This window comes from Nocardioides sp. (assembly GCF_035576065.1).
In the GTDB taxonomy this organism is placed as follows: domain Bacteria; phylum Actinomycetota; class Actinomycetes; order Propionibacteriales; family Nocardioidaceae; genus Nocardioides.
In genome coordinates, this window is record NZ_DATLWX010000014.1 from 154,535 (window position 1) to 181,149 (window position 26,615).

Consider the following 26,615-nt stretch of genomic DNA (forward strand, 5'->3'; position numbering starts at 1 on the left):
GCTCCACGCTAGGGCCCGACGCGGACCGGTCCGGTCCTCAACCCCGAACGGTGGGGCGCCACGCAGGATCGCGCCCGAGACGCGCGAGCAACCGGTCGGAGGCGGAAGCGTCGTCCGGCACGGGCACCGCGCCCGCACAGACACCCTCGGAGTGGAGCGCATCTCCCCAGCCATCGGCGGTGGCGTGCAGCTCGGCTGCCTCCTGGTCGCTGATCGACCACGGCTGGCCGGTGGCCCGGGCGATGTCGGAGCCGTGCACGACGAGGTCCCAGCCGTAGAAGTCGGCCATCGTGCCACCGATCGTGGTGCGGCCGAAGTAGCCGTCGTACTCCCGATCGGCGACGCCCTCGCCACCCAGGACCTCGGTCACGGTCGAGCAGTGGGCACTCCAGGCCATGGCGGGATCGGCGAGGTCCGGAGCTGCGCCGACCTCGAAGCCTTGGCGCTGGAGGAAGTCGCGCTCGGTCTCGACGACGTGGGTGACCACGTCGCGCACCGACCACCCCTCGCAGGGGGTCGGGAGGTCCCACTGGCGGTCAGCGGAGTCGAGGATGGCGGCGAAGTCGGCGGCGCGGCTGGTGAAGTGGAGTGCGGTCTCAGTCGTGGGAGAAGTCATGCGCTCAGGCTGGCAGACCCGTTGTCGGTGTCTCTTGTGATAATCCGACACATGTCAGCGGGGGGAGGAGCCGGTCGGGTCGATCCGGTCGACCGTGCTCACCTCACCGGCGTCACCCGCCCCTCACCGCCGATCCACCGCTATCCACCTTCCGTGCATCTCCGCGACCTGGTGGAGCGCTACTGGATCCCGGTGTGGTTGTTGGCGGAGCCGTCGACCCAGAGCACCTTGCAGCACCCGGTCTGCCTCATCGTGGTCAGCAACACCTATGCCCGGTTGTACGGCGTCGCGCGAGGTCGCTCGAGCGTCACCCTGGAAGGCGACGGCTGGGCGGTCGGCACGATGCTCACCCCGGCGGCAGGCCGGCTCGTGCTGGGAGCATCCGTGGCAGCGATCACCGACGGCCACATCGACCTGGCCGAGGTCGACGCCATCGACGCCGATCTGCTGGTCGCCGAGATCCGCCAGGCCATGGCGCATGATCCGCGCGACCCGGCTGCCCATGCCGTCGCGATCGAGGCGGTCGAGCAGCGGCTGGCGGCATACCTGCCGGTCGATGACGCCGGGCTGCTGATCAACGACGTGGTCGCGTGGCTTCGCGACCACTCGGAGGTCACCCGGGTGGACGAGCTGGCAGCCCACGTGGGGCTCAGCGAGCGCAGCCTCCAGCGGCTCGTCGAGCAGCGGGTGGGACTGAGCCCCAAGTGGCTCATCCAGCGTCGTCGCCTGCACGACGCGGTCCTGGCGCTGAAGGCGGGGGAGTCCTCCCTGGCGGACATGGCGGCAGATCTCGGCTACGCCGACCAGGCCCACTTCACCCACGACTTCCGCACCGTGACCGGCATGACGCCGGGGGAGTACCTCGCCGACCAGCCGACGTGAGGTCGAGCTAGGCGTGCGCCATCGCGGCGTCGCGGACGACGGAGGCTCCGGCGAGCTGGCCGGCATACGCCGCCGCGAGCACCGACGGCATCGGCATCGGCAGGTCGGCGACATGGGCGAGGTCGCCGGCGGCATAGACACCCGGGACGCTCGTGTGGCCGAAGAGGTCGACGGCGATGCAGCCGCTCTCCCGCATCTCCAGGCCGAGCTGGGCGGCGAAGGGCGCTGCTTGCTCATAGGCGGGGTGGGCGAAGAGCCCGTCCACGACCACCGCCCCCGTGTCGGACGAGACGCGCAGGCCCTCAGAGGTCATCTGGACGCCGGTGACCGGTGGGACGATCTCGATCGCGCCGACCACGGGCGACAGCATGGCCACGAAGTGGCCCGCGGCCGGTGAGTCCTGGATGGCGACCCGCCTCCCGCTCAGCTCGTGGCCGTGGCAGAACGGGCAGACGTGGACCGTGCGGCCCCACTGCTCGGCGAAGCCCGGCACGTCCGGCATCACGTCACGAAGGCCCGTGGCCAGCACGACCGCGCGGGAGGTCTCGGTCATGCCGTCCGCCAACGCCACCGAGAAGGTGCCGTCCGGCAGTCGCTCGACGGACTCCGCGCCCAGATCGCGGATCTCGACCGTGGCGTATGCCGCAAGCTCTGCGCGCACGATGGAGCGGAACTCCGCGGGGTGCCGGCCGTCGTTGGTCACGATGTTGTGCATGGCCTCGACCGGGGCGTTGCGGTAGGTGCCCGAGTCGAGCATCAGGGTGGACCGGTGCATCCGGCCGAGGGTGAGCGTGGCTTGCAGTCCGGCGGGGCCGCCGCCGATCACGAGTGCGTCGTACATGTTGCTCCTTGGTCTGGACTTGTCAGGAGACACCAGCGTGTGACTTCATGTTGGGATGAAGTCAAGTCGTGATCGGACCTGGTCCGTCGGCGAGGTGGCCGAGCGCTTCGACCTCCCCACCAACGTGCTGCGGCACTGGGAGTCCGTGGGGCTGCTCACCCCGCCACGCGACTCCGCTGGCCGCCGTCGCTACAGCCGCGACGACATCGCGAGGGTCGCCGCCATCCAGCGCAACAAGGACGCCGGGATGACCCTCGACCAGATCGCGGTGCTGCTCGACTCGGGAGCACCGGAGCGTCATGCAGTGCTGCAGGCTCACCTCGACGACCTGGAGCATCGGATGGAGCAGATGCGGATCTCGAGGGAGATGACCGAGCACGCCTACAACTGCAAGGCTCACGACATCAGCGGCTGCCCGGCCTTTCAACGGCACCTGGCCGACCTGATGGCCGCCTTCGACTGATTCAGGCCGACTCGAGTTCGACCCACGAGGTTTGGCGGAGGCGACTAGTGGCTACTCTCACCGCGACACATGAGGAGAAGTCATGGCGCACGAGATCAAGATCTCCCGACCCGGATCGGGCCAGGTCGTCGAGACCATGAACGAGCTGGCTCGACAGACGTCCCGCACGCACTCCTTCGGTGCCTTCGGGTCGTCGATGAATGAGTACGGCGCGTTCCGTGGGTTCCTCAGCCTGTTCAAGGACACCTACACCACCGCTCACCACGACCTCGTCGACTGCCTGGAGCAGGCCTATCAGGCGGCGTTCGACTTCGAGGACGCGATCGCGCTGGCGCGCAAGGACATCCTGAGGGCGGACGAAGGCGTGGCGGAGAGGCACCGGCAGCTTGCGGTGAGCCTGACCGGTGAGGCGCCGGGCACGGGCCCGGGTCACTCGACTCCCGGCTGGCCGGACCGCACCAACGGGCCACTGGTCGCGGGCAACACGGTGCATTCGGCTCTGAACGACCCCGAGATCAACGAGGCTATCGTCAAGAACCTGCCCAATCCGCCTCAGCACGCGGCGCCACACACGCCCACCCACTCGCCGCTGTCGGTCCTGGACGCGGCGCAACAGGCGCAGGCTGCCGTACACCACGCCCAGGAGAACGACGAGGCCCGCGACGACGAGGACAAGATGGACGACTACCTCGAGCGACGGGATCGCGACTGATGGCCTATGCAGTCGCTCTGCGCGACCTGGAGTCCACCCTGGTGTCCGGCGCTTCCGGCATCGAAGGCGACCTCGTCGAGCAGATCAAGGACAACTGCGGCTATGTCGTCCGCGGGATCAACTGGGTCCTCGAACAGGTCCACATCCACTTGCTCGACGCCATCTTCGACAAGCTGGCCGGGGACTTCTCCACGGTGAGCGTCATGGCCGAGGACTGGCGCCGCACCGGGCTGGCTGCGGGCATCCTTGCCGACAACTACCGAGCCATGGCCGCGGCCGTCCCCGCCGTGTGGCAGGGGGACACCGCCGATGCCATGACGGCCAAGATGGAGGAGTTCGGCGAGAACCTGGACGCTGCAGCCGAGTGCATCGAGATGGTCCAGATGGCCATCGACGACATGCTGGCAGCGACCAAGGCAGCCATGGAGGTCGTCGCGATGTTGCTCAGCCTGATCGACGACCTCTGCATGTACTTCGCCGGCAGCCTGGCCAAGCTGGCCAAGGAGATATTCACGGGCGGCAGACGGATCAAGCAGATCATCGAGTTTGCCCGCGACGCCATCCGGACCCTGGAGGCCCTGGCCGATCTGATCCCCGCGCTCTCCAAGACCGCGTCACTGGTCGCAGTCACCTTGAAGGGGCTCAACTTCGCGATCGTCGGGTCCACCATGACGAACAACGTGGACGTGGGCAACAAGGCTGATGACGCGAGCAGCCATCTGCCGAGGTTCCCGAGGGAAGAGCGCTGATGGCGCGCAGTGAGGGGTTGGACGCGCAGATGGCTCAGCTCCGCTCCCAGGTGGCCGGGCTCCGCGAGCAGACTGCAGCGTTCAGGGACCGGATGGAGCAAGCCAAGGCCCAGCTCCAGCCGCGAGCGGAGCGTGCTCGGGCAGACCGTGCGGAAGCGCAGCAAGAGCTGCGTCGACAGTTCGAGCAGAACGATCTCCCCGACGAGGATCGAGCCCTGGTGGCACGTGTGCTCAAGCGCGAGACCACCTGGCACGACGTGATGAGCGGTGCCGACGAGCACGCGACGGCCGTCGACTACCGCGCGCGCTTCGCGACCCAGTTCAACGCCGCGGTCGAGCAGGTCGCCGCTGAAGACGACGAGCTCGCCCAAGCCCTGAGCGACGCTCAGCAAGCAGCCGGTGACCGTCCGGGATCGCCCGGATGATCAGCCGGGACGACCTGGCCTCGCGCCCGCTGCTCGAGGTGCTGCGATGGCGCTTCACCAACGGGGACATCTACTACTGGCGCTTCCTCGTCGGCTCAGTGGGAGCCACTCTCACTCTCACCTACATGCAGGTCTACATCTGGAACGAAGGCGAGCAACCCTGGTCGATCCTGGCCCCGCTGCTCGCCCCGTTCGCGATCTACTTCTTCGTCCGAGGCTGGGCCTACGCCAGAGGCCTGCCCTACCTGTACGGCTGGATCCTTGCCATGGTCGGCTGTGTCCTGCCTTTTGCGCTCATTCGAGCGTGAGGACTCACTCTTCCCGGAGGGGGACGCCAGCGTGAAGATTCCCGCTGACCTGGACTCGCGGCGCAGCCTGGGACCTGCCTGGGGCGCCTGGCTCGACCGGCTGCCTCGCCTCGCTGAGGACCTCCTCGAGGAGTGGCAGCTGTCCCTCGACGGCAGCGCGATGCATGGGTTCGTCTCCCTCGTCCTCCCGGTCCGCACCGTCGCCGGGCGGCCGGCCGCGCTCAAGATCACCTTCGACGGCGATGACGAGTCGGAGCACGAGGGCCTGGCCCTGCAGCGGTGGGGTGGGTCAGGCGCCGTACGCCTCCTGTGCGCCGATCCCCACCGTCGCGCGCTGCTCCTCGAGCGCCTCCACCCCGAGGACCTCACCGAGGTGTGGGACGTCGAGGCGTGCGAGGTCGTGGGCGGGCTCTACGGCAGGATCCACGTGCCGGCCCTGCCGCAGCTCCGCACCATCACGTCGTACGTCGAACGCTGGACCGGCGCCCTGCAGCAGATGCCGCGCAACGCGCCGATCCCCAGGCGGCTGGTGGAGCAGGCAACCGCCCTGGCCCGGGACTTCATCGCCGACGATGCCAGCACCGGCACGCTGATCCACGGTGACCTGCACTACGAGAACGTCCTGGCCGGCCACGAGGAGCGTTGGCTGGTCATCGACCCGAAGCCGATGAACGGAGACCCGCACTACGAGCCGGCCCCGCTGCTGTGGAATCGCTGGGACGAGCTAGCGGGTGACATCCGGGCAGGGGTGCGGCGCCGGTTCCATGCAGTGCTGGACAGCGCCGGGCTCGAGGAGGACCGGGCCCGGGACTGGGTGGTCGTGCGGATGGTGCTCAACGCGCACTGGTCGATCGAGGACGCGGAGCGGGACTCCCGCGCACCAGACGCCGACGAGCTGCAATGGATCACCCGGTGCATCGCGATCGCGAAGGCGGTCCAGGACTGACCGCCCGGGAGCCGCGCGGAACCGGCCGGAGGGCCTGCGACATGAGCCTGGTCGAACGTCAGATGTCCTTCAGCCGGACAAATGCTACCGCCGCGTAACGCAGTGATCTAGGTTACTCCGGAGAGTCAGCCAACGCGGTCGTGCCGACCGCGGCCCAGCACATCAGTCAGGGAGTCGCATGCCCATCAACCACGACACGAGCTTTGTCGACACGTTGTCGCCCAACGTGGCGGTTCTGTTCCTCGACCGGGTGGCAAAGTCGCCCGACCGCGAGGCGTTCCGCTACCCCCAGGGCGAGACCTGGGAGTCCATCACGTGGAAGCAGACCGGCGAGGCCGTCTCTGCCCTGGCAGGTGGCCTGCTGTCGCTGGGCATCCAGCCCGAGCAGCGGGTGGGCATCGCGTCCAACACGCGCTACGAGTGGATCCTCGCGGACCTCGCGGTGATGTGCGCCGGTGGCGCCACGACCACGGTCTACCCGTCCACCAACGCCGAAGACACGGCCTACATCCTCAGTGACTCCGAGAGCCGCGTCGTCTTCGTCGAGGACGCCACGCAGGTCAAGAAGCTCACCGACAACAAGTCCGAGCTGCCCCACGTCGAGAAGGTCGTCGTCTTCGACGGCCCCGGCGACGGTGACTGGGTCATCACGCTCGATGACCTGAAGAAGCTCGGCACGGCCTACCTGGCCGAGCACCCCAGCGCGATCGAGGAGAAGGCGCAGTCCATCGCGCCCGACCAGCTCGCCACCTTGATCTACACCTCGGGCACGACGGGTCGCCCCAAGGGCGTTCGTCTGCGCCACAAGTCGTGGGTCTACGAGGGCGAGGCCATCAAGGTCCAGAACATCCTCGACGAGAGCGACCTGCAGTTCCTCTGGTTGCCGATGGCCCACTCCTTCGGCAAGGTCCTGCTCTCCGCCCAGCTCGCCTGCGGCTTCGCCTCCGCCGTCGACGGTCGCGTCGAGAAGATCGTCGACAACTGCGCGTCGGTGAAGCCGACGTTCATGGGTGCTGCGCCGCGCATCTTCGAGAAGGCCTACGGTCGGATCCAGACCATGCAGGCCGCGGAGGGTGGTGCCAAGGAGAAGCTCTTCCACAAGGCATTCGAGGTCGGTCTCAAGGTCGAGCAGCTCAAGCGCGAGGGCAAGTCCGTCCCCGCCGGCCTGAAGATGCAGCACGCGCTCTTCGACAAGCTGGTCTTCAGCAAGGTCCGCGCCCGCTTCGGTGGTCGTGTGCGCTTCTTCATCTCCGGTGCTGCCGCCCTCAACCGGGAGATCGCCGAGTGGTTCAACGCCGCCGGCATCGTGATCCTCGAGGGCTACGGCATGACCGAGAACTCCGCCGGAGCCACGGTCAACCACCCCGATGACAACCGGATCGGCACCGTCGGTCGCGCCCTGCCGGGCGCCGAGGTGAAGATCGGCGAGGGCGACGAGGTGCTGCTGCGTGGTCCCCACGTCATGGACGGCTACCACAACCTCCCCGAGGAGACGGCCAAGGCGCTCGACGCCGACGGGTGGCTGCACACCGGCGACAAGGGTTCCCTCGACGCCGACGGCTTCCTCACCATCACCGGACGCATCAAGGAGCTCTTCAAGACCTCGGGTGGCAAGTACATCGCGCCCCCGGCCATCGAGTCGAAGTTCAAGGCGATCTGCCCCTACGCCAGCCAGTTCATGGTCTTCGGCGCCGAGCGCAACTTCGTCATCGCCCTGGTGACCCTCGACCCCGACGCTATGACCGGCTGGGCCGCGGAGAACGGCATGGAGGGCAAGTCCTACACCGAGATCGTCAACAGCGACGAGGTCAAGGCGATGGTCGGCGGCTACGTCGACGAGCTCAACTCCAAGCTGAACCGCTGGGAGACCATCAAGAAGTGGGAGCTGCTCGACCACGACCTCTCGGTCGAGTCCGGCGAGCTCACCCCCTCGATGAAGGTCAAGCGCAACGTCGTCGAGGACAACTACAAGGACACGATCGACAAGATGTACGCCTGATCTGGGCTGATCCGGGCCTGCGCCAGGCCTGAGCCAGGCGCACGACACGACGGGTGCCGGTGGGAGACCACCGGCACCCGTTCGCGTGCTGGTGGTTGGATGAGCGCGTGCCTCCCGCCCAACCCGCCGGCCTGACCGCGCCCGCCGACGGATCGCTTCCCGACGCCGCGTTGGCCGAGTTCGGCACCCGGCCCTTCGGTCTCTACGTCCACGTCCCCTTCTGCACGGTGCGCTGCGGCTACTGCGACTTCAACACCTACACCGCCGACGAGCTGGGCGAGGCTCCCGGCGCCTCACGGGCGACCTACGCGGAGGCCGTGATCAGTGAGATCCGCAGCGCCCGGCGGGTGCTGGGGGATCGCGACGTCAAGATCGACACCATCTTCTTCGGCGGCGGCACGCCGACGCTGATCAAGCCGGCCGACCTCGGTGCGATCGTCGCGAGCGCGGCAGCCGAGTTCGGCCTGGCCGACGACATCGAGATCACGACCGAGGCCAACCCCGACAGCGTGGCCGCGTGGGACCTCACGGCGCTGCGCACGGCCGGCTTCAACCGGATCAGCTTCGGCATGCAGTCGGCCGTCGACCACGTGCTGCGGGTGCTCAACCGGACCCACGACCCGCTGCGGGTGCCGGCGGTCGTCGAGTGGGCGCGGTTGGCCGGGTTCGACGAGGTCTCGCTCGACCTGATCTACGGCACGCCCGGGGAGTCGATCGCGGATTGGGAGACCTCCCTCGACGCGGCCCTGTCCTGCGCACCCGATCATGTGTCGGCGTACTCCCTGATCGTCGAGGACGGCACCGCGCTGGCCCGACAGGTCCGCCGCGGCGAGCTCCCGATGCCCGACGAGGACGACCTGGCCGACAAGTACGACATCGCAGACGATCGCCTCACCGCGGCCGGGCTGGAGTGGTACGAAGTCTCCAACTGGGCTCGACGGCGCGAGAGCAGGTGCCGCCACAACGTCCTCTACTGGACCGGCGGGCACTGGTGGGGAGCCGGGCCAGGGGCGCACTCGCACGTCGGTGGGGTGCGGTGGTGGAACGTCAAGCATCCTGCGGCGTACGCCGACAGGCTGGCCGCCGGGAACAGTCCGGCTCTGGCCTACGAGCACCTGACCGAGGACGACCGGCGCCTCGAGCGGATCCTGCTCGAGCTGCGGCTGCGAGATGGGCTGCCGGTGCTCGCACTCGATCGCAACGGCCGATCCCAGGTGGCGCGACTCGTCGAGGAGGATCTCGTCACCCTCGCCACCGAGCGTCTGGTGCTGACCCGCCGGGGACGGTTGCTGGCCGACGCTGTCGTCCGTGACCTGACCTAGTCAGGAGCCGTTACGAAGTCGATCAGCTCCTCGACCCGGCCGAGGAGCTGGGGATCGAGATCGCCGAAACCGCGGACGGCGCCGAGGACATGCTTCCACGCCCGCGCGATGTCGGCCTGGTTGCGGTGGGGCCAGCCGAGCTGCTGACAGGTGCCCGTCTTCCAGTCGATGCCGCGCGGCACGTCGGGCCAGCGCTTGAAGCCGAGCCGCGACGGCTTGACCGCCTGCCAGACGTCGATGAACGGGTGGCCGACGATCAGCACGTGCTTGCCGACGCCCGAGCGGGCGATGCCCTGCGCGATCCGGCTCTCCTTGGAGCCCGGGACGAGGTGGTCGACGAGCACCCCCACGCGACGCTGAGGACCCGGCTTGAAGTCGCGCAGGTGCTCGGCGAGGTCGTCGACGCCGCCGAGGAACTCCACGACGACACCCTCGATCCGCAGGTCGTCGCCCCACACCTTCTCGACGAGCTCGGCGTCATGTCGGCCCTCGACGAAGATCCGGCTGGCACGCGCGACCCTGGCCTTGGCGCCGTGCACTGCCACCGAACCGCTCGCGGTGCGCGTCGCCGCCTTGGGGTTGGCCCTCGTCGCGCGCACCAGCGCCACGGGCTTGCCCTCGAGCAGGAACCCCGGTCCCATCGGGAAGGTCCGGCGCTTGGCCCGCCTGTCCTCGAGGGTGACGGTGTCGAGGTCGCGGTCGACGGCCACGATCTCACCGCACCAGTCCGTGGTCACCTCCTCCACGACCAGGCCGAGCTCGGCAGGGACGTCGACGGTGCGGCCGTTCTTCGGGGCGCGCCAGTCGGCGGCAAGGACGTCACCGGCATATCGGTCCGTGGGGGAAGTCACCCGGGCAACGCTAGGTGCGGGTTGAGCACAGGGGTGGCTCGCCACGCCGGAGTGCGCTGGCCGCTGTAACGCCGGGTTAGCCCTTGTACCCCGGGTGTTGTGTCCGGGTGGATACAGCCAGCAACCCGGCGTTACAAACAACCGCCGAGAACGACGATCAGCCGCTGATACCGGCCCCTTGCGCGCCGTCGCCGCTCACGGACGCGGCATCGGCGTCGGCGTCGAGCGAGTCCTCGGACTCCGTGCTGGGGGTCGTGCCCGACGACTTGTACTCGCCGCTCGTGTCGTCCTGGGTGTCGTCCATCCCGAGCTCGTCGGCGTCCTTGGTCGCCTCGTCGTCGGGGTCGAGCGGCTGGGCGAGGGGATTGTCCTCGGTCGGGCGCAGGTCTTCGGGGAGCTGCTCGTCCGAGACCCCGGCGAGGGATGCGTCGTCCGGCCCGGCGCTCGCGGAGTCGTTGTCGGCATCGGCCGGGCTCGTGGTGGAGCTGGCTGTGGGTGTGTCGCTCTGTTCGGTCATGAGTCGTTCCTAACGGAGTTCGCGCCCGGCGTATACACCCCTCAGACGAGTGGCAGCCGTTTCTGTGCCCGGGGGAGGTGTTCGTAGCCCAGGCGTACGGCGGAGGTGAGCAGCTGCTCGTCCCACGGCCAGTCGCCCTCGTCGAGGGCCTGGGACGCCGGCACTCCGCGTCCGGCGAGGTCGCGGATGGTCTCGGCGATGATCCCGAGCTCGGTGCGCTGCTCCTGGACGAAGTCGAGGTCCACGACCTGGCCGTGCCCCGGGACCACCACGGTCGAGGAGGTCATCAGTCCGAGCACCAGGTCCAGCGTCAGCGGCCACTCCAGCGGGAAGGAGTCGTCGCCGATGAAGGGCTTGTCCGACTCCTCGATGAGGTCGCCGCCGACCAGCACGTCGGCGTCCGGGACACGGACCACCAGGTCGCCGGCGGTGTGGCCTCGGCCGGGGTGGATGAGCTCGACGACCCGATCACCCAGGTCGAGTGCGAGCGCGGAGGAGAAGCCATGCGTCGCCGGGCGCAGCGTCGTGTCGAGGATCTCCTCGGCGCGAGCGTGCTCGGCGAGCCGCTCATCCGTCGGGCGGTCCCCGGCCTCGACCATCCGCTGGAGGGCGAACTCGGTGGCGTGGATCGGGAGTGCGGCGTACGCGGAGGCCAAGACGTCGTTGCCGAACCAGTGGTCCCAGTGGTCGTGCGTGTTCACGAGGGCGGTGAGCGGTCCGGCACCGAGTCGGCCGAGGTCGTCGGCGATGATCCTGGCCTGTCGCTCCGAGCCGTGGGTGTCGACCATCACGAGGCCGTCACTGCCACCGATGAGGGTGATGTTGACGTGCATCCAGTCGTAGTGGGCGACCCAGACACGCGGTGCCACCTCAGTGAACTCGGGCATGTCGGTCACTGTAGGCAGGACTAGTAGGCTTGGCACTCAAGCACCAGGAGTGCCAGCCCCGGGGTGATGCCCGACGAGACCGACGAGGAGGCCAGATGGTCGAGGACCGCAAGCTCGCCGTCCTGCGCGCGATCGTCGAGGACTACGTCGCCACCGAGGAGCCCGTCGGGTCCCGCGCCCTCGTCGAGCGGCACGGCCTGGGGGTGTCGCCGGCGACGGTCCGCAACGACATGGCCGCCCTCGAGGAGGAGGGCTTCATCCACCAACCGCACACGAGTGCCGGTCGGGTGCCGACCGACAAGGGCTACCGGCTCTTCGTCGACCGACTGAGCGGCGTCAAGCCGATGAGCGCTGCGGAGAAGCGGGCGATCGCGACCCTGCTCGACAGCGCCGTCGACCTCGACGACGTGGTCCAGCGCTCGGTCCGACTGCTCAGCAACCTGACCCACCAGGTCGCGATCGTGCAATATCCGACGCTCTCGCGCAGCACGGTGCGCCACATCGAGCTCGTCCAGATCACGCCGTCGCGGATCATGCTCATCCTGATCCTCAGCACCGGCCGGGTCGAGCAGCGCCTGCTCGAGACCCCGGTCGCTCCCAGCGAGCACCAGCTCGCCGACCTCCGCACGCGGGTCAACCAGGCTGCCGCGGGCGAACGCATCGCTGACGCGTCCGCTGCCCTGGGTGCCCTGCCCGAGACCCTCGCCCAGGACGACCGGGCCCTGGCGCAGAGCGTCGTCGACGTGCTGACCGAGGCGATGTCCGACCACCGCAGCGACGAACGGGTGGCGGTCGGGGGAGCAGCAAATCTGGCGCGCTTCGGTGACAGCTTCCAGACCGCCGTGCGCCCCCTGCTCGAGGCGTTGGAGGAGCACGTGGTCCTCCTCAAGCTCATCGGCGAGGTCACGAGCGGTGACTCGGTGACGGTGCGCATCGGCCACGAGGGCCCCTATTCGGAGCTCGCCTCCACCAGTGTCGTCGCGGCTGGCTACGGTCCGCCCGACCAGGCTCTGGCGACGCTGGGCGTCGTCGGACCGACCCGCATGGACTACCCCGGATCCATGGCGGCCGTGCGCGCAGTCGCGCGCTACGTCTCCAGGATCCTCGACGAAGGACAGCAGTGAGCCCTGATCTCTACGAGCTGCTCGGGGTCTCCCGGGACGCTGACGCCGCCGCGATCAAGAAGGCCTATCGCGGCCTCGCCCGCCAGTTGCACCCGGACGTCAATCCGGACCCTGCGACCCAGGAGCGCTTCAAGGAGGTCTCGCGCGCCTACGAAGTGCTCTCCGACCCCCAGAAGCGGGCGGCCTATGACCGCGGGGGCGACCCCTTTGCCGGCGGTGCCGCTGGTTTCGGACAGGGCCAGGGCTTCTCCTTCACCGACATCATGGACGCCTTTTTCGGGGGCGGCGCTCCTGGGGCTCCCGGCGCCGGTGGGCAGGGCCGTGGCCCGAGGCAGCGCGTGCGCCGCGGGCAGGACGCCCTGATCCGCCTCGACGTCGAGCTGGCGGAGGCCGCCTTCGGCGCGACCAAGGAGCTCAAGGTCGACACCGCGGTCGTCTGCACGCTCTGCCACGGGGACGGCGCAGCCCAGGGCTCGAAGCCGATCACCTGCGAGACCTGCCGTGGCGCAGGCGAGGTGGCCCAGGTGCAGCGCTCCTTCCTCGGCGAGATCCGCACCCTGCGCGCGTGCGCAGCGTGTCGCGGCTTCGGACAGATCAACCCCGACCCGTGCCGCGAGTGCTCCGGCGACGGCCGGGTACGGACGCGACGCAACCTCAACGTCAAGATCCCCGCCGGTGTGGACCACGGCACCCGTGTCCAGCTCACCGAGCAGGGCGAGGTCGGCCCTGGAGGTGGGCCGGCAGGCGACCTCTACGTTGAGATCCACGTGGAGGCGCACCCGACCTTCACCCGTCACGGCAACGACCTGCACTGCACGATTACATTGCCGATGGCCGCCGCCGCGCTCGGGACCACCCTCACGCTGCCGCTGTTGGAGGCGGACCTGGAGCCGGGTGAGGACTCCGAGATGCAGGTCGACTACGACCTCGACGTTGCTCCCGGGACCCAGTCGGGCAGCGAGCAGGTGCTCCGCGGTTTCGGTGCCCCGGGTCTGCGCGGCGGTCGCGGTGACCTCATCGTGACGGTCCTCGTGGACACGCCCACCCGCCTCGATGCCCGGCAGGAGCAGCTCCTGCGCGAGCTCGCGGCCATCCGGGGCGAGGAGACGCCCGACGGCCAGGTGCAGTCGACCCAGCGGTCGGTCTTCAGCCGGCTCCGCGACGCCTTCAACCAGCACTGAGCCATGTCCCTGCCCGTCCACCTCGTCGAGTCGCTCGACGGCGTCGCCGCCGGGGCTCGGGTCGAGGTGAGCGGGGACGAGGCGCACCACGCTGTCGCCGTACGCCGCCTGCGGGTCGGCGAAGAAGTCGTCCTCACCGACGGGCTCGGCCACCGCGTCGTCGGCGAAGTGGCCTCGACCGGCAAGCGCGTCTTCGAGGTGCTGGTCACGAGCGCGAGCCTGCTCCCACGACCTTCCCCGTCCTTCACGGTCGTCCAGGCACTGCCCAAGGGCGACCGCGGCGAGCTGGCGGTCGAGGTGCTGACCGAGGTCGGCGTCGACACGATCGTCCCGTGGGCCGCATCTCGCTCGGTGGCGGTCTGGAAGGGCGAGCGCGCAGCCAAGTCGCACGCGAAGTGGCAGGCCACCGCCCGCGAGGCGGGCAAGCAGTCGCGTCGGACGTGGCTGCCCATTGTCACGCCCCTCGCCTCGACCGATGACGTCGTCGCCCGTCTCACCGGGGCCGCTCTCGTCGCCGTGCTCCACGAGGACGCCACCACGCCGCTGGTCTCCCTCGACGTGCCGGTCGACGGTGAGATCGTCGTCATCGTCGGTCCCGAGGGCGGGATCACCCCCGACGAGCTGGCCGCCTTCGATGCCGCCGGCGCAGTCACCGTCCGCCTCGGTGATGAGGTCCTGCGTACGTCGACCGCCGGACTCGCCGCCGTCAGTGCCCTCCTGGCGCGCACCGCTCGCTGGGCCTCTCCTACGACCTGAGTCTCGAGAAGACTCAGGTCCGAGCGACACGGCAGAACTACTCGACGACCGTGAATCCCCGGGAGTCGCCGTCATGAGAGGTTCCGTACCCGGCCCGCTGTGCGCGGAGGGTCTCTGGCGCGACTTGGACCGGATCCTGCCATCGGCTCGCCCCGCGCTGGGTGACGGAGGTCACCAAGTAGTCGCCCGGTTCCAAGTCGGTCAGGTCATAGGTCGCCGTGAAGGGATACAAGCTGTCCGGATCCGTGTCCGTGTAGATCGCCACGTAGTCGACGACCGGAAAGCCGGTAGTACGCGTGATGTTGACGTCGATGTAGCCCCCCAAGGAGTTGCCGACGCCCTCCACCACGAACGGGTCGTCGTTGTCGACCACCATTCCCTCGGGCGTGGTGATGGAGACGTGGGAGAGGGTGTCCAGGACCGGCGCGTTGGCGAGCGGCTCGGACGTGGGGACACCCAGCACCTCGGCCACGGGATTCCCCTGGTAGACGAACTGCACGGGAAGTCGCTCTCCCACGGCGGCCTGCGCCGTGTAGATGACCTGCTGGATGGCGAGCTCAGCCTTCCGAGCCGTCGATGGCCATCGGCCCCGGCAGCACGTCGGGACCCCGGTCTGATATCCGGGCTCAGCCAGCACCGCCGGGTCGCCCACCTCGACCTTGATGACGTCTCCGCTCAGGGTCGCCCCGAGGAACGTCCCGGACGCCTGCGGCCAGCCGCTGTAGTAAGAGGAGCTGAGTGGAGCGCCTTCGACTGCCGCGGCGACCGCCTCGCTCAGCGCGTTCTTGGCCGGCACCGTGCGGTACTCGGTATAGAGCTTGGGTCCGTCATCCCCACCCCAGCTGAGGTAGTAGACCGCGACGGTCTCAGACGGGACCCCGGTCGCCGAACCAGACGATGTGGCGGAGGGCGAGGGCGACCTGCTGGTGCTCGTCCCCGAGTCGACAGCGCTCGGTGGCGTGTAGTCCCCGAGCACGGCGAACGCGGTGAGGGACGCCGCAACCGCGAGGAGGGCGCCGGCGGCGTACGGCCAGCGAGGCTTCGCCGTCCTGGTCCGGGTGCGGATCTCGTCGAGGACGTAGCCCGGCTCGACGTTGGCGACGGTGTCGCTCAACAGGTCGTGCAGCTCGGAGTGGTCGTGCTCGTGATTGCTCATGACTGGTCCTTCCAGACGTCTCCGAGCAGTGCGCGCAGGGCAGCCGAGCCGCGGGAGGCGTGCGACTTCACCGACCCGCGGGCGATGCCGAGAGCGTCGGCGATCTCCGCCTCGGAGAGCTCGAGGTAGTAGCGCAGCACAAGGACCTCGCGCTGCCGGTCGGGCAGCTGGCCGAGGGCGTCGAGGACAGCCTCGCGCCGGGCCTTGTCCAGGGCCCCGGTGTCGGAGGGAGCCGTGGTGGACCTGCGTGGGTCCATCGATCGGAGGTGCCGGTCCACGACGACGCGGTGCCGCAGCACGGACCGGGACCGGTTGACGACCGTCTGTCGCAGGTAGGCCAGGGCGAGGTCGTTGTCGCGGAGCCGACCCCACCGACGGTGCATCGCGACGAAGGCGTCCTGCACGACCTCCTCGGCCGTGCCGACGTCGCGGACCAGGAGCACGGCCATCCGCACGAGTCGCGACCAGTGGGCGGCGTACAACGCATCGAGCGCGTCGTCGGCGCTCCAGCGGTCGACGCCAGTCACCGCTCCAGCCAAGGTCGCATGGGCCATCACGCTAGTGGGACGCCCGAGCGGGCATCGCGGTTTACCTGGCCCCGAGAATCAGTGGGGGATCAGTTGAGGGTGAAGTCCTTGGTGTCCTCGTGCGGCCCGCCACCCTCGCCGTCGGACGGATCGGACGTGAGGGCCACGAAGGTGTAATCACCCGGTGCGAGTGCCGAGACGTCGATGTCGGTCTCCCAGGGGTAGAGCTTCTCCATCCAGCCCTCGGCGGTCGCGAAGCCTTCGAGCACCACAGTCCCGTCCTGTCGGATCTCCCACGGGACGGTGGCCTCGAACGACGACGCGACGCCATTGGCGGCCAACGTGTCGCCGTCGACGGCGGAGCCCTGCTCCGGCGAGGTGATGTTGACCATGCTCGACACCTCGAGGGCAGGCGCGTTGGCGTACGGCGACTCGGTGCTCAGACCGAAGAGCCGCGCGCTCGTGTCGGGGCGGTCGAACTGCACCGGCACGCGTTCCTGCTGGACACCCTGGAGCGTGTAGACCAGCTGCTGGATCGCCAGCCTGGCGTCCCGCTTCGACATGCCGTCCGGGCGCTCGGTGAAGCCGTCACCCGCGATCTGCACCAGCAGGACACCGTCAGTCGCCTGCACGTCCGAGATCTCGACCTGGGGCCACAGGGTCCGGTAGTCGGGATCGAGGGTGTCTCCCGCGGTGACGAGCGCCGTCGCCTCGGCGAGGGGGTTGTCGGAAGGCACAGCGCGGAACTCCCGGAACAGCTTGGGACCCTGCGGCGTCTCGCCCACGAAGTAGAGCGGCACCGTCACGGTGTCCTCGGGCTCGGTTGAGTCGGCTGGCTCCGTGGTCGTCTCGGTGGCCGGCTCGCTGGGCGAGGTGCTCTCGCCCGCCTGCGGGTCGGTGGCCTCGGACTCCTGCGAGACCGGCGTGGAGTCGGGCTCGTCCTGGCTGCACGCCGCGGCGCCCAGAGCGAGGGTGCTGACCGAGAGGGCGATGGCCAGTCGTCGGCCCAGTTGTCGGGAGGGGGAAGTCATGCGTTTCACGGTAGTGGGACGTGCGGGCTGCTCGATCGGTTACACGCCGCCCGCAGCAACCTAGTCTGAGGTCATGACCGCGCCAGAGCGTCCCGATGACTGCCTGTTCTGCCGGATCGTGGCGGGCGACGTGCCGGCGGAGATCGTCCTGGCCGGCGAGACTACAGTCGCCTTCCGTGACCTCAACCCCCAGGCACCCACCCATGTGCTGGTCATCCCGCGCAGCCACTACGAGAACGCCGCCGACCTCGCGAGCCACGATTCCTCCGGTCTGGCCGACATGTTCACGACGGCCGCCCAGGTGGCGGAGCGCGAGGGACTCACCGGTGGCTACCGAACCGTCTTCAACACGGGGGCCGGCGCCGGGCAGACGGTCTTCCATGCGCACCTCCACGTGCTCGGCGGACGCCCCCTGGGGTGGCCCCCCGGATAGCCGAGGTGGCGCTTCGGCTCCCAGACCAACGTCTCGGCCCTAGGCTGTAGGCATGAGTGGCCTGCGCGCGACGCGCTCCTTGATCGCGCTGTGCGCAGCAGCCGTGCTGCTGCTGACCTCCTGTGGTGGCAACAGCGCCTCGAGCGATGACAGCCCGACCGCCGCCACGCAGTCCCCGAGCGAGATTGCCGACCCGAGCGAGTCGGCCGACCCGGCTTCAGAAGTGTCCGAGACGCACACCGCGAACGATGACCACGCCGATGACCACGCGGACGCCAAGCCCGCCAAGCCGGTCAAGCTCCGTGCCGGCGAGCGCCGCGCCTCGCTGGCGATGCCGGCGGCGTACACCCCCTCGGCCCCCTTCGGCGCCGGAACCGACGACTACCGTTGCTTCCTCCTCGATCCCGAGCTCGCCCAGGACGAGTGGCTGACCGGGACCACCGTGCAGCCGGGCAACCCCAAGGTCGTCCACCACGTCATCCTCTTCCAGGTCCCGCCCGAGCAGATCGCGGCAGCGAAGGCCAAGGACGCGCAGGAGGACGGCCAGGGCTGGACCTGCTTCGGCGGCACCGGCCTCGACGCGTTCCAGACCGTCGACGACGCCCCTTGGATCGGTGCCTGGGCGCCAGGCGGCAAGGAGTCCGTGCGCAAGCCCGGGTATGGCGTGAAGCTGCGGGCCGGCAGCGGGATCGTCATGCAGGTCCACTACAACCTCCTGGCGGGCGCGGAGCCCGACGTCTCCGCCGCCCAGCTGCGCCTGGCCGACGGTGACCGCGACATGGAGCAGCTGCACACCATGTTGATGCCCGCCCCCGTCGAGCTGCCCTGTCGTGCGGAGTACGCCGACGGCCCCCTCTGCGACCGCGATGCGGCCATGCTCGACGTGATGTCGCGCTTCGGGGCCGAGGCGGGGACTGCCAACGCGCTGTACCTCTTGTGTGGCGGCAAGCCGAAGCCGGGCCAGGTGCAGAGCTGCACCCGGACCATCAACGAGCCGATGACCATCCACGCCGTGGCCGGCCACATGCACCTGCTCGGACGCCAGATCAGGATCGAGACCAACCCGGGCACGCCCGAGGCCAAGATGGTGCTGGACATCCCTGTCTGGGACTTCGACGACCAGGGTGCCCGCGACATCGAGCCGGTCGCCCTGGCCGCCGGCGACACCGTCAAGGTGACCTGCAAGCACGTCCAGTGGCTCCGCGACCAGCTCCCGTCGTTCGAGGGCCAGCCCGACCGCTACGTCGTGTGGGGCGAGGGCACCACCGACGAGATGTGCTTGGGCACGCTGCAGATCACGCGTCCCTGAGGCCCACCGGTCTCAGGACAACGCGTCCCAGGTCCGCAGCAACGTGAAGACCACCGGCAGCCCGAACACCACCAGCAGCAGCCAGGCGGTCACCCGGTGCAACGGCTTGGCACCGTTGAGGGACCCCGCGAAGTCGAGCAGCGCACCTTCGGGCACGTGGTGGGTCAGGCCCATCTGACGGGCGTGCCCGGGCAGGTTGTGCCCCGGGAACCACGTGGGCTCGGTGTCATCGTCGTGGTCGTCCGGGTCCTCGTCGGACCACTCGCGGGTGTCGCCGTCGGGACCCGTCATGGGACCAGCCTACGAGCAGTCGCGCAGCCTCGTAGCCGGATGCCTCGCAGACAACGGAGGTGTCGACCGGCCGGTCCCTCGGTAGCATGGAGGTCGATCTCCACCGCCGACCCGGGAAGGCGCCCCCTGCGGGTATCCATGAGTGACAGCACACCAGCACCCACACACACCGTCGTGGTGCCCAACAGCATCGACATGGTCAGCGTGCTCGGGCCCGGTGACGCCCACCTCGGGATCATCGAGCGGGCCTTCGAGGCGAAGGTGCACGTCCGTGGCAATCGGATCACGCTGAGCGGCGAGCCGGCCGAGATCGCGCTGGCCGAGCGGTTGCTGGACGAGATCGTCACCATCATCCGCACCGGTCAGGGGATCACCTCCGAGACCGTCGAGCGCATCATCACGATGATGAAGGCCGAGACGTCCGAGCGGCCGGCCGACGTCCTCTCGCTCAACATCCTGTCCAACCGGGGCCGCACGATACGCCCCAAGACGGTCAACCAGAAGCGCTACGTCGACTCGATCGACAAGCACACGATCACCTTCGGCATCGGCCCCGCCGGCACGGGCAAGACCTACCTGGCCATGGCCAAGGCGGTCCAGGCTCTGCATGCCAAGGACGTCACCCGGATCATCCTGACGCGCCCGGCGGTCGAGGCCGGTGAGCGGCTCGGCTACCTGCCCGGCACGCTCAGCGAGAAGATCGACCCCTACCTGCGACCCCTCTATGACGCCCTGCACGACATGATCGACCCCGAGACGATCCCCAAGCTGTTGGCTGCCGGCACCATCGAGGTCGCGCCCCTGGCCTACATGCGAGGACGCACCCTCAACGACGCCTTCATCATCCTGGACGAGGCGCAGAACACCTCGCCCGAGCAGATGAAGATGTTCCTCACGCGGCTCGGGTTCGGTTCCAAGATCGTCGTCACCGGCGACGTCACCCAGGTCGACCTCCCCAGCGGGGTGAAGTCGGGTCTACGGGTCATCGAGGGGATCCTCGACAACGTCGAGGACATCTCGTTCAACCGCCTCACGTCGGGCGACGTGGTCCGGCACCGGCTGGTCGGCAAGATCGTGGCCGCCTACGACGAGTTCGAGGCCGCCACCCCCCGCGCGGAGCCGAACAGACCCCGCGGGGGCCGCCCATGAGTGTCGAGATCCTCAACGAGTCGGGTGTCGATCTCGACGTACGCCGCCTCTCGGCCCTGTCCCGGTTCGTGATGGACGAGCTGCGGGTCCACCCGCAGGCCGAGCTCTGCATCAAGGCCGTCGACGAGGACACGATCGCCGAGCTCAACCAGCGGTGGATGGAGAAGGAGGGCCCGACCGACGTGCTGGCCTTCCCGATGGACGAGCTGCGCCCGGGCAAGGTCACCGAAGAGCCGCAGGAGGGCATCCTTGGCGACCTCGTGCTGTGCCCGGACGTGGCCGCGCGGCAGGGCGTCGAGGCCGGTCACGGTCGCGACGCCGAGATCGAGCTGCTGACCGTGCACGGCATCCTCCACCTCCTCGGCTACGACCACGCCGAGCCGCAGGAGCACGAGGAGATGTTTGGGCTCCAGGCCACGCTGCTGGAGCAGTGGCGGACCTCCACCGGGCAGTCGGCTGATCTCGCCCAGTGATAGGTGATCTCTGGCTGCTCCTGGTAGCAGCCTTGCTCGTGTTCCTGGCCGGCCTGTTCTCGGCCGCCGATGCCGCACTGGCGGGGTTCTCCCATGCCCGCGCCGAGGAGCTGGCGGAGGAGGGGAGGCCGGGGTCGCGGCGGTTGGTCCGGATCCTCGACGACCCCGCCCGCTACCTCAACACCGCCCTGCTGCTCCGGCTGCTCTTCGAGACCGCTGCGATCGTGCTCGTGGCGTTGTGGATCCACGACCTCTACGACGGTGACTTCTGGCCCGCCTACCTGACGGCCGTCGGGGCGATGCTGCTGATCTCCTTCGTCGCGATCGGCGTGGCGCCACGCACGCTGGGGCGCCAGCACGACGCGACGGTGGCGCTGTTCTCCGCCGGCCCGCTGTCGTTCGTGACGACGATCCTGGGTCCGATCCCGCAGCTGCTGATCCTGCTGGGCAACGCGATCACGCCCGGCAGGGGGTTCCGCGAGGGGCCCTTCTCGACCGAGACCGAGCTGCGCGAGCTGGTCGACCTGGCCGAGGCCTCCGCGGTGATCGAGTCGGGTGAGCGCAAGATGATCCACTCGGTCTTCGAGCTGGGCGACACCACGACCCGCGAAGTGATGGTCCCGCGCAACGACGTCGTCTACATCGAGCGCTACAAGAACCTGCGTCAGACGATGTCGCTGTTCCTCCGCAGCGGCTTCTCGCGGGTCCCGGTCATCGACGACAACCTCGACCACGTCGTCGGCATCGCCTACCTCAAGGACATCGTCCGGCGCGACTTCGAGCAGCCCGACGTCGAGTTCACCCAGCGGGTCGACGAGGTCATGCGCCCAGTCCACTGGGTCCCCGAGTCGAAGCCCGTCGACGACCTGTTGAAGGAGCTCCAGGCGCGTCGCCAGCACATCGCGGTCGTCGTCGATGAGTACGGCGGCACGGCCGGCATCGTCACCATCGAGGACGTGCTCGAGGAGATCGTCGGCGAGATCACCGACGAGTACGACGAGGAGGAGGTCGAGGTCGAGTACGTCGACGACACCACCTACCGCGTCTCCTCCCGCTACCCGGTCGACGACCTGGACGAGATCCTCGGAGTGACGGTGCGTGACGAGGACGTCGACAGCGTCGGGGGACTGATGGCCAAGCACCTCGGGCGGGTGCCGATCCCGGGCTCCGTGGTCGAGTGCCACGGACTCCGGTTCGAGGCGGAGCGGCTGACCGGTCGCCGCAACAAGATCGGGACCGTGCTGGTCGCGGTCGTCTCCGGGGACGACGACGAGATGCAGGAGAACGACGATGAGTGAGCTGTCGGCCGAGGACCAGAAACTGGTGACGTTGGCGCGTGCCACGCGGGCGCGGACCAACGCGGCGGAGGGTGCCGCGGTGCGCGATCTCGACGGTCGGACCTACGCCGCTGCCTCGGTCGCCCTCACCTCGTTGCGGCTGAGCGCGCTGGAGGTCTGCGTCGCGATGGCGGTCGCGTCGGCCGCGCGTGGGCTCGAAGCGGCCGTGGTGCTCACTGCTTCGGAGTCGACGCCGTCACTCGATGCGGTGCAGGAGTTCGCCGGGCCGGACGTGGTCGTCCACGTCGGCGACCACCGCGGAACGCTGCGGTGAGCGTTCGCGCTGCGACGTACACCTGCGAGGTGCTGCGCCGCGAGCAGCTCACCTCCCACTTCGTCCGACTCGTCCTCGGGGGGCCTGGGCTCAGCGACTTCCGCTCGACCGGGATCCCCGACGAGTGGGTGGCGCTGACGATCCCCGGGCAGTTCCAGACCCGCTACTACACCGTCCGGTCCTGGGACGGCCACGAGCTGGTGCTCGACATCGTCGTGCACGAGCACGGACTCGTCACCGAGTGGGCCTCGACCGACTGCGTCGGCGACGTGGTGATGGTGAGCGAGCCGAAGGGGTCCTTCTCGATGCCGGCCGACGCCGACTGGTTGCTGCTGGTCGGCGACCTTACGGCCCTGCCTGCCGTGGCGCGCATCAAGGAGACGGTGGCGGTGCCGGTCACTGCCTGGGTGGAGACCCCCGACGAGCCGATCCGCGACTACGTCGGCGGCGACATCAGCTGGTCGACCCCACCTGCCGGCGTCGAGACCGCCACCGCCGACATCGTGACCGCGATCGACTGGCCCCCGGGCACGGGTTACTTCTGGATGGCGGGTGAGTCCGCCCAGATGCGGGCGATCCGCAAGCACCTGATGCGCGAGCGACAGCTCCCCACGTCGGTATACGACGTCATGGGCTATTGGCGTGGCGGGGGCCAGAAGCGGCAGCCCCGTGCCGTCGATCCGGGACCCATCTGGCGCGCAGGCAAGGCGGCAGGGAAGAGTGACCAGCAGATCTGGGCCGACTACGACGCAGCACGAGAGAGCATCGAATGAGTGACGAGCACGACAAGGAGTTCGACGTCAGCGGGGTGGCTCCCGCCGGACCGATCTACGGGACGCGGCCCGAGGGCTTCAGGAGCGGGTTCGCGAGCTTCGTCGGCAGGCCCAACGCGGGCAAGTCGACGCTGACCAACGCGCTCGTCGGCAGCAAGATCGTGATCACCTCGTCCAAGCCGCAGACCACCCGGACGGTCGTGCGCGGCATCGTGCACCGGGCCGACGGCCAGCTCATCCTGGTCGACACTCCGGGTCTGCACCGGCCACGGACCCTGTTGGGGGAGCGTCTCAACGACCTGGTCAAGACGACGTGGGCGGAGGTCGACGTGGTGGCGGTGTGCTTCCCGGCCAACGAGAAGATCGGCCCCGGCGACCGGTTCATCGTCAACGAGCTCGGCAAGATCCGTCGCACGATCAAGGTCGCGGTGGCCACCAAGACCGACCTCGTCACCCCCGAGCAGCTCGGCGAGCACCTCCTCGACATCGCTGCCCTGGGCACCGAGACCAACACGGAGTGGGCGCAGATCGTCCCGGTCTCTGCCGTGTCCGGCTCCCAGGTCGACTTGCTCTCCGACCTGCTCCTCGCCCTGCTGCCGGAGGGACCGCCGCTCTATCCAGACGGCGACCTGACGGACGCGCCCGAGGAGATCCTGGTCGCCGAGCTCATCCGCGAAGCAGCGCTCGAAGGCGTGCGCGACGAGCTGCCGCACTCCATCGCCGTCGTGGTGGAGGAGATGGGATTGCGGGAGGACCGCGACCCCGACAAGCCGCTCCTCGACATCTACGCCAACCTCTACGTCGAGCGTGACTCCCAGAAGGGCATCATGATCGGCCACAAGGGTGCCCGCCTGCGCGAGGTCGGCACCGCTGCCCGCCTCCAGATCGAGGCCCTGCTGGGCACCCCGGTCTACCTCGACCTCCACATCAAGATCGCCAAGGACTGGCAGCGCGACCCCCGTCAGCTCCGCAAGCTCGGCTTCTAGCCTGCTCATGCAGGTCGACGTCGTCAGCACCGTGACGCAGGCCGACACTGCCGCCGTCTGGACTGTCTACGACGACGTCTTCGGTGACACGGCGTACGACGATTGGCTGGTGTCGCCCTGGGGCCGGCACACCGCCCGCGCCGGCTTCCGCCTCGCTCGGGGCTTCGTGGCCGATGAGCTGGTCGGGTTCGCGTACGGCTACACCGGCGAGCGAGGGCAGTGGTGGAGTGACGCCGCCGCCTCGGTCCTGGCGCCCGACGTTGCGGACTCGTGGATCGGCGGGCACTTCGAGGCCGTCAGTCTGGGCGTCCTTCCCGCTCACCGGGGCCACGGTCTCGGCGACGCCCTGCTGTCCGCGCTCACGGCAGACCTGCCGCACGCCCGTCTGGTGCTCATGACCACGGCGGACCCCGACGATCCGGCTCGGCGGTTGTACGCCCGCACGGGGTGGCGGGTGCTGGGGCCGGGCCTTGAGCCCCATCAAGCGATCATGGGTCGCCGGGCCGCGGAGGGCTTCGGCGACCCGGTGGCGGAGTGATGAGGCGCTGAGGTCACCTGTCGTGATGGTCCATCCTTGGGCGATGGACGATGTGGACTATGCCCGGGAGCTGTACCGCATCCTCACCACGCTTCCCGATCCGGAGGTCCCCCCGGGACACCTCGGCGACGATTGGATCGACCGCTGCGACGGATTCGGCACCGAGGTGAAGGTGACGGCGATCGACGTGGTCCCAGGAGAACAGGGCAGTCAGCTCGACATCACCTTTGTGCTCGACCTGCCCGACGATCTCGACGTTCCCCACGAGGGCTCCATGCTGCTCCCGCTCGACGCCGAGTGGCGAGACCTCAGCGGCTACACCGAGCCCGAGGACTACGCGCCTCACGTCGCACGACGGCTGGTGCACAACATCCACAGGCGCGTCAGGGCGTACGAACCGTCCCGGGCCGAGGACGACCGTGACCTACCCTCCCGCGCCGAACAGCACGCCATGCTGCTGGAGGTCCTCGGGCGCAGGGGTCAGGTCGAGGAGCAGGCTGCGAACCGCTATGTCATACGGCGACAGCAGCGGGACGGTCTCATTGCTCTCCTGACACCCGACCAGTGGGAGCGGGTCATCCACAGACACGGCCTGCGGCGCGCCGGGCTTCTCGAGCACTTCGACGAGCTGTTCGCCTCAACCCCGAGGGAGGAGCGCTTCCTCGTCTTCTGGGACGGTGACGCCACGACCTCGACGCGGGAGGAGCTGCCTCCCGCCAAGAAGCCGTGGCCTCCGCTACGGGAGATCAGGCAGAGATTGTCGGAGGCCCGGGCCAGTGGGCGGGACTTCGGCTGGTACGCCTACAAGCCAGGGTCTCGCGACTGACCCCCGCCCAACCGCCCTCGGACGCCTGGAGCACGCCGGGACCACGCATGCCGCCGGGACGGACGCCTGGGCGTGCCTGCTGCCCCGCGCTTGGGCTGCGCGGGGTGTGGGGCGGTGTGGTCAATGGTCGGGCGGGTGGCTGGTGACGTCGGCTCGGTGCTCGCTCGGTGGTTCGGCGGAGCGCTCGGCGGTGCTTTGGGCGTCGAGCGGTCGGGAGCCGGTGTGGTCGCGGAGGAACTGGTCACCCAGGGGGCTGGTCCAGACGAACACCCCGGGTCGGTCATTCGGTAGCGCCAGCGGCCCTTGGTCTTGAGGCGGTGATGTCTTCGGCACAGGGGTGCGAGGTTGTCGGTGCTGGTGGGTCCGCCGCGGGTGGGGTCGGTGTGGTCGAACGGGGCGACGTGGTCGAGGTCGCAGCGTCTGGCGTTGCGACCGCACCACGGGAAGACGCAGGTCCGGTCGCGGGCGATGACGTGGTCGCGGATCCGGTCGGTGGGCGTGTAGCCGGTCGTCTCGAGGCGATGGTGCAGGTCAAGGACGGGCTTCACGACCACGCTCACGTCAGGCCGGCCGCACCAGTCACGGATCTGGTCGGATGTCAGGACCCGGTGGCCCGCCTGTTCGACGTACCCGCTCAGGCACTTGTCCCCGTCGGGGTTGGTGCGGAGGATCGCGTCGGCGGATAGGTGAGCGTGGAGCACGATTTGCGTCGTCGCCGGCTTGGTGACCTCGCGGGGTCCCGACTCGGCGTCGTCGAACCCGAAAGCCAGCTGGTGGCGGGCGAGGTCACCAAGCGCGGTGGCGCGGCGCCCGTCCAACGTGTCCTCTGAGCCGAGCGCGGCGAGCCGCGCGGCGCCGGCGGACACGGCTTCAGCGAGGCCGAGGGCGTCGGGGACGTCGAGGTCGGCCTCGAGGTGCATGGTGCCGTCGAAG

32 protein-coding genes are annotated in these 26,615 nt (G+C 69.2%); 22 read left to right on the forward strand and 10 right to left on the reverse strand.

The window, feature by feature from the left end; genetic code table 11:
• Positions 1-37 precede the first annotated feature (37 nt).
• Positions 38-616 (reverse strand): TIGR03086 family metal-binding protein, encoded by a 579-nt coding sequence (locus tag VNJ48_RS07490; protein ID WP_325600663.1) that lies wholly within the window; start codon positions 614-616, stop codon positions 38-40.
• Positions 617-667: 51 nt separating this feature from the next.
• On the opposite strand from VNJ48_RS07490, the gene VNJ48_RS07495 reads away from it, so the two are divergent.
• Positions 668-1,498 (forward strand): AraC family transcriptional regulator, encoded by an 831-nt coding sequence (locus tag VNJ48_RS07495; RefSeq protein WP_325600665.1) that lies wholly within the window; start codon positions 668-670, stop codon positions 1,496-1,498.
• 7 nt (positions 1,499-1,505) lie between these two features.
• Here the strand turns inward: VNJ48_RS07495 and VNJ48_RS07500 are convergent, their stop codons facing one another.
• A complete protein-coding gene (locus VNJ48_RS07500; RefSeq protein WP_325600667.1) occupies positions 1,506-2,339 on the reverse strand; it encodes an NAD(P)/FAD-dependent oxidoreductase in 834 nt (277 codons plus the stop codon).
• 55 nt (positions 2,340-2,394) lie between these two features.
• On the opposite strand from VNJ48_RS07500, the gene VNJ48_RS07505 reads away from it, so the two are divergent.
• From VNJ48_RS07505 to hemW, 8 genes are all read left to right on the forward strand, one after another.
• Positions 2,395-2,802 (forward strand): MerR family transcriptional regulator, encoded by a 408-nt coding sequence (locus VNJ48_RS07505; protein WP_325600669.1) that lies wholly within the window; start codon positions 2,395-2,397, stop codon positions 2,800-2,802.
• Positions 2,803-2,884: 82 nt separating this feature from the next.
• Complete coding sequence (locus tag VNJ48_RS07510) at positions 2,885-3,514, forward strand: hypothetical protein (RefSeq protein WP_325600671.1); 630 nt, start codon at positions 2,885-2,887, stop codon at positions 3,512-3,514.
• Positions 3,514-4,263 carry a hypothetical protein gene (locus VNJ48_RS07515; RefSeq protein ID WP_325600673.1) on the forward strand — a complete coding sequence of 250 codons (750 nt, stop codon included), beginning with the start codon at positions 3,514-3,516 and terminating at the stop codon, positions 4,261-4,263. The genes VNJ48_RS07510 and VNJ48_RS07515 overlap by 1 nt, the downstream gene beginning before the upstream one ends.
• Positions 4,263-4,688, forward strand: a complete 426-nt coding sequence (locus VNJ48_RS07520) for a hypothetical protein (RefSeq protein WP_325600675.1) — start codon at positions 4,263-4,265, stop codon at positions 4,686-4,688. The genes VNJ48_RS07515 and VNJ48_RS07520 overlap by 1 nt, the downstream gene beginning before the upstream one ends.
• Positions 4,685-4,996, forward strand: a complete 312-nt coding sequence (locus tag VNJ48_RS07525; RefSeq protein WP_325600677.1) for a hypothetical protein — start codon at positions 4,685-4,687, stop codon at positions 4,994-4,996. The genes VNJ48_RS07520 and VNJ48_RS07525 overlap by 4 nt, the downstream gene beginning before the upstream one ends.
• 31 nt (positions 4,997-5,027) lie before the next feature.
• Positions 5,028-5,942, forward strand: coding sequence for an aminoglycoside phosphotransferase family protein (locus VNJ48_RS07530; protein ID WP_325600679.1), 915 nt, complete (start codon positions 5,028-5,030; stop codon positions 5,940-5,942).
• A 178-nt stretch (positions 5,943-6,120) separates the two neighbouring features.
• Positions 6,121-7,941 carry an AMP-dependent synthetase/ligase gene (locus tag VNJ48_RS07535; RefSeq protein WP_325600681.1) on the forward strand — a complete coding sequence of 607 codons (1,821 nt, stop codon included), beginning with the start codon at positions 6,121-6,123 and terminating at the stop codon, positions 7,939-7,941.
• A 107-nt stretch (positions 7,942-8,048) separates the two neighbouring features.
• The gene (hemW, locus tag VNJ48_RS07540; RefSeq protein ID WP_325600683.1) at positions 8,049-9,263 is read left to right on the forward strand and encodes a radical SAM family heme chaperone HemW; all 1,215 of its coding nucleotides are present in this window, start codon (positions 8,049-8,051) and stop codon (positions 9,261-9,263) included.
• Here hemW and VNJ48_RS07545 read toward each other — a convergent pair.
• The 3 genes from VNJ48_RS07545 to VNJ48_RS07555 all read right to left on the reverse strand — a co-directional run bounded on the left by VNJ48_RS07545 (position 9,260) and on the right by VNJ48_RS07555 (position 11,518).
• On the reverse strand, positions 9,260-10,114 hold the full coding sequence (locus tag VNJ48_RS07545) for a DUF3097 domain-containing protein (RefSeq protein ID WP_325600685.1): 855 nt from the start codon (positions 10,112-10,114) through the stop codon (positions 9,260-9,262). The two genes, hemW and VNJ48_RS07545, sit on opposite strands and share 4 nt — an antisense overlap.
• 157 nt (positions 10,115-10,271) lie before the next feature.
• Positions 10,272-10,631 carry a hypothetical protein gene (locus VNJ48_RS07550; RefSeq protein WP_325600687.1) on the reverse strand — a complete coding sequence of 120 codons (360 nt, stop codon included), beginning with the start codon at positions 10,629-10,631 and terminating at the stop codon, positions 10,272-10,274.
• A gap of 41 nt (positions 10,632-10,672) precedes the next feature.
• On the reverse strand, positions 10,673-11,518 hold the full coding sequence (locus VNJ48_RS07555; RefSeq protein ID WP_325600689.1) for an MBL fold metallo-hydrolase: 846 nt from the start codon (positions 11,516-11,518) through the stop codon (positions 10,673-10,675).
• Positions 11,519-11,613: 95 nt separating this feature from the next.
• Here VNJ48_RS07555 and hrcA point away from each other — a divergent pair, with 95 nt between their 5' ends.
• From hrcA to VNJ48_RS07570, 3 genes are read left to right on the forward strand one after another with little or no spacing between them, the layout of a single operon-like run.
• Complete coding sequence (gene hrcA, locus VNJ48_RS07560; protein ID WP_325600691.1) at positions 11,614-12,642, forward strand: heat-inducible transcriptional repressor HrcA; 1,029 nt, start codon at positions 11,614-11,616, stop codon at positions 12,640-12,642.
• Positions 12,639-13,823, forward strand: coding sequence for a molecular chaperone DnaJ (gene dnaJ / locus VNJ48_RS07565; protein WP_325600693.1), 1,185 nt, complete (start codon positions 12,639-12,641; stop codon positions 13,821-13,823). The genes hrcA and dnaJ overlap by 4 nt, the downstream gene beginning before the upstream one ends.
• A gap of 3 nt (positions 13,824-13,826) precedes the next feature.
• Positions 13,827-14,579, forward strand: a complete 753-nt coding sequence (locus tag VNJ48_RS07570; RefSeq protein WP_325600695.1) for a 16S rRNA (uracil(1498)-N(3))-methyltransferase — start codon at positions 13,827-13,829, stop codon at positions 14,577-14,579.
• A 37-nt stretch (positions 14,580-14,616) separates the two neighbouring features.
• Here VNJ48_RS07570 and VNJ48_RS07575 read toward each other — a convergent pair whose 3' ends face one another.
• The 3 genes from VNJ48_RS07575 to VNJ48_RS07585 form a co-directional block, all read right to left on the reverse strand.
• Complete coding sequence (locus VNJ48_RS07575; protein WP_325600697.1) at positions 14,617-15,735, reverse strand: hypothetical protein; 1,119 nt, start codon at positions 15,733-15,735, stop codon at positions 14,617-14,619.
• Positions 15,732-16,262: a SigE family RNA polymerase sigma factor gene (locus VNJ48_RS07580; RefSeq protein WP_325600698.1), complete on the reverse strand. Its 531-nt coding sequence runs from the start codon at positions 16,260-16,262 to the stop codon at positions 15,732-15,734. Before VNJ48_RS07580 ends, VNJ48_RS07575 begins: the two co-directional genes overlap by 4 nt.
• Positions 16,263-16,351: 89 nt before the next feature.
• Positions 16,352-17,293, reverse strand: coding sequence for a Gmad2 immunoglobulin-like domain-containing protein (locus tag VNJ48_RS07585; protein WP_325600700.1), 942 nt, complete (start codon positions 17,291-17,293; stop codon positions 16,352-16,354).
• 73 nt (positions 17,294-17,366) lie between these two features.
• On the opposite strand from VNJ48_RS07585, the gene VNJ48_RS07590 reads away from it, so the two are divergent.
• Complete coding sequence (locus VNJ48_RS07590; protein ID WP_325600702.1) at positions 17,367-17,726, forward strand: histidine triad nucleotide-binding protein; 360 nt, start codon at positions 17,367-17,369, stop codon at positions 17,724-17,726.
• A 52-nt stretch (positions 17,727-17,778) separates the two neighbouring features.
• Positions 17,779-19,035: a hypothetical protein gene (locus tag VNJ48_RS07595; RefSeq protein WP_325600704.1), complete on the forward strand. Its 1,257-nt coding sequence runs from the start codon at positions 17,779-17,781 to the stop codon at positions 19,033-19,035.
• Positions 19,036-19,047: 12 nt separating this feature from the next.
• Here VNJ48_RS07595 and VNJ48_RS07600 read toward each other — a convergent pair whose 3' ends face one another.
• Positions 19,048-19,326 carry a hypothetical protein gene (locus VNJ48_RS07600; RefSeq protein ID WP_325600706.1) on the reverse strand — a complete coding sequence of 93 codons (279 nt, stop codon included), beginning with the start codon at positions 19,324-19,326 and terminating at the stop codon, positions 19,048-19,050.
• A 138-nt stretch (positions 19,327-19,464) separates the two neighbouring features.
• Here VNJ48_RS07600 and VNJ48_RS07605 point away from each other — a divergent pair, with 138 nt between their 5' ends.
• Genes VNJ48_RS07605 through VNJ48_RS07640 form a run of 8 tightly spaced genes read left to right on the forward strand, consistent with a single transcriptional unit; the run spans position 19,465 to position 25,682 of the window.
• Positions 19,465-20,475 carry a PhoH family protein gene (locus tag VNJ48_RS07605; protein ID WP_325600708.1) on the forward strand — a complete coding sequence of 337 codons (1,011 nt, stop codon included), beginning with the start codon at positions 19,465-19,467 and terminating at the stop codon, positions 20,473-20,475.
• Positions 20,472-20,948 carry an rRNA maturation RNase YbeY gene (ybeY, locus tag VNJ48_RS07610; RefSeq protein WP_325600710.1) on the forward strand — a complete coding sequence of 159 codons (477 nt, stop codon included), beginning with the start codon at positions 20,472-20,474 and terminating at the stop codon, positions 20,946-20,948. The genes VNJ48_RS07605 and ybeY overlap by 4 nt, the downstream gene beginning before the upstream one ends.
• Positions 20,949-20,980: 32 nt before the next feature.
• Positions 20,981-22,246: a hemolysin family protein gene (locus VNJ48_RS07615; protein ID WP_325600712.1), complete on the forward strand. Its 1,266-nt coding sequence runs from the start codon at positions 20,981-20,983 to the stop codon at positions 22,244-22,246.
• Positions 22,239-22,559 (forward strand): cytidine deaminase, encoded by a 321-nt coding sequence (locus tag VNJ48_RS07620; protein WP_325600714.1) that lies wholly within the window; start codon positions 22,239-22,241, stop codon positions 22,557-22,559. The genes VNJ48_RS07615 and VNJ48_RS07620 overlap by 8 nt, the downstream gene beginning before the upstream one ends.
• On the forward strand, positions 22,556-23,332 hold the full coding sequence (locus VNJ48_RS07625; RefSeq protein WP_325600716.1) for a siderophore-interacting protein: 777 nt from the start codon (positions 22,556-22,558) through the stop codon (positions 23,330-23,332). The genes VNJ48_RS07620 and VNJ48_RS07625 overlap by 4 nt, the downstream gene beginning before the upstream one ends.
• On the forward strand, positions 23,329-24,318 hold the full coding sequence (gene era, locus VNJ48_RS07630) for a GTPase Era (RefSeq protein WP_297735018.1): 990 nt from the start codon (positions 23,329-23,331) through the stop codon (positions 24,316-24,318). Before VNJ48_RS07625 ends, era begins: the two co-directional genes overlap by 4 nt.
• A gap of 7 nt (positions 24,319-24,325) precedes the next feature.
• Entirely contained in the window at positions 24,326-24,856 is a 531-nt protein-coding gene (locus tag VNJ48_RS07635; RefSeq protein WP_325600720.1) for a GNAT family N-acetyltransferase, read from the forward strand.
• Between the two features lie 43 nt (positions 24,857-24,899).
• Positions 24,900-25,682 (forward strand): hypothetical protein, encoded by a 783-nt coding sequence (locus VNJ48_RS07640; protein ID WP_325600722.1) that lies wholly within the window; start codon positions 24,900-24,902, stop codon positions 25,680-25,682.
• Here the strand turns inward: VNJ48_RS07640 and VNJ48_RS07645 are convergent.
• A partial coding sequence (locus VNJ48_RS07645) for an HNH endonuclease signature motif containing protein (RefSeq protein WP_325600724.1) occupies positions 25,658-26,615 on the reverse strand: 958 nt, incomplete at its 5' end. The two genes, VNJ48_RS07640 and VNJ48_RS07645, sit on opposite strands and share 25 nt — an antisense overlap.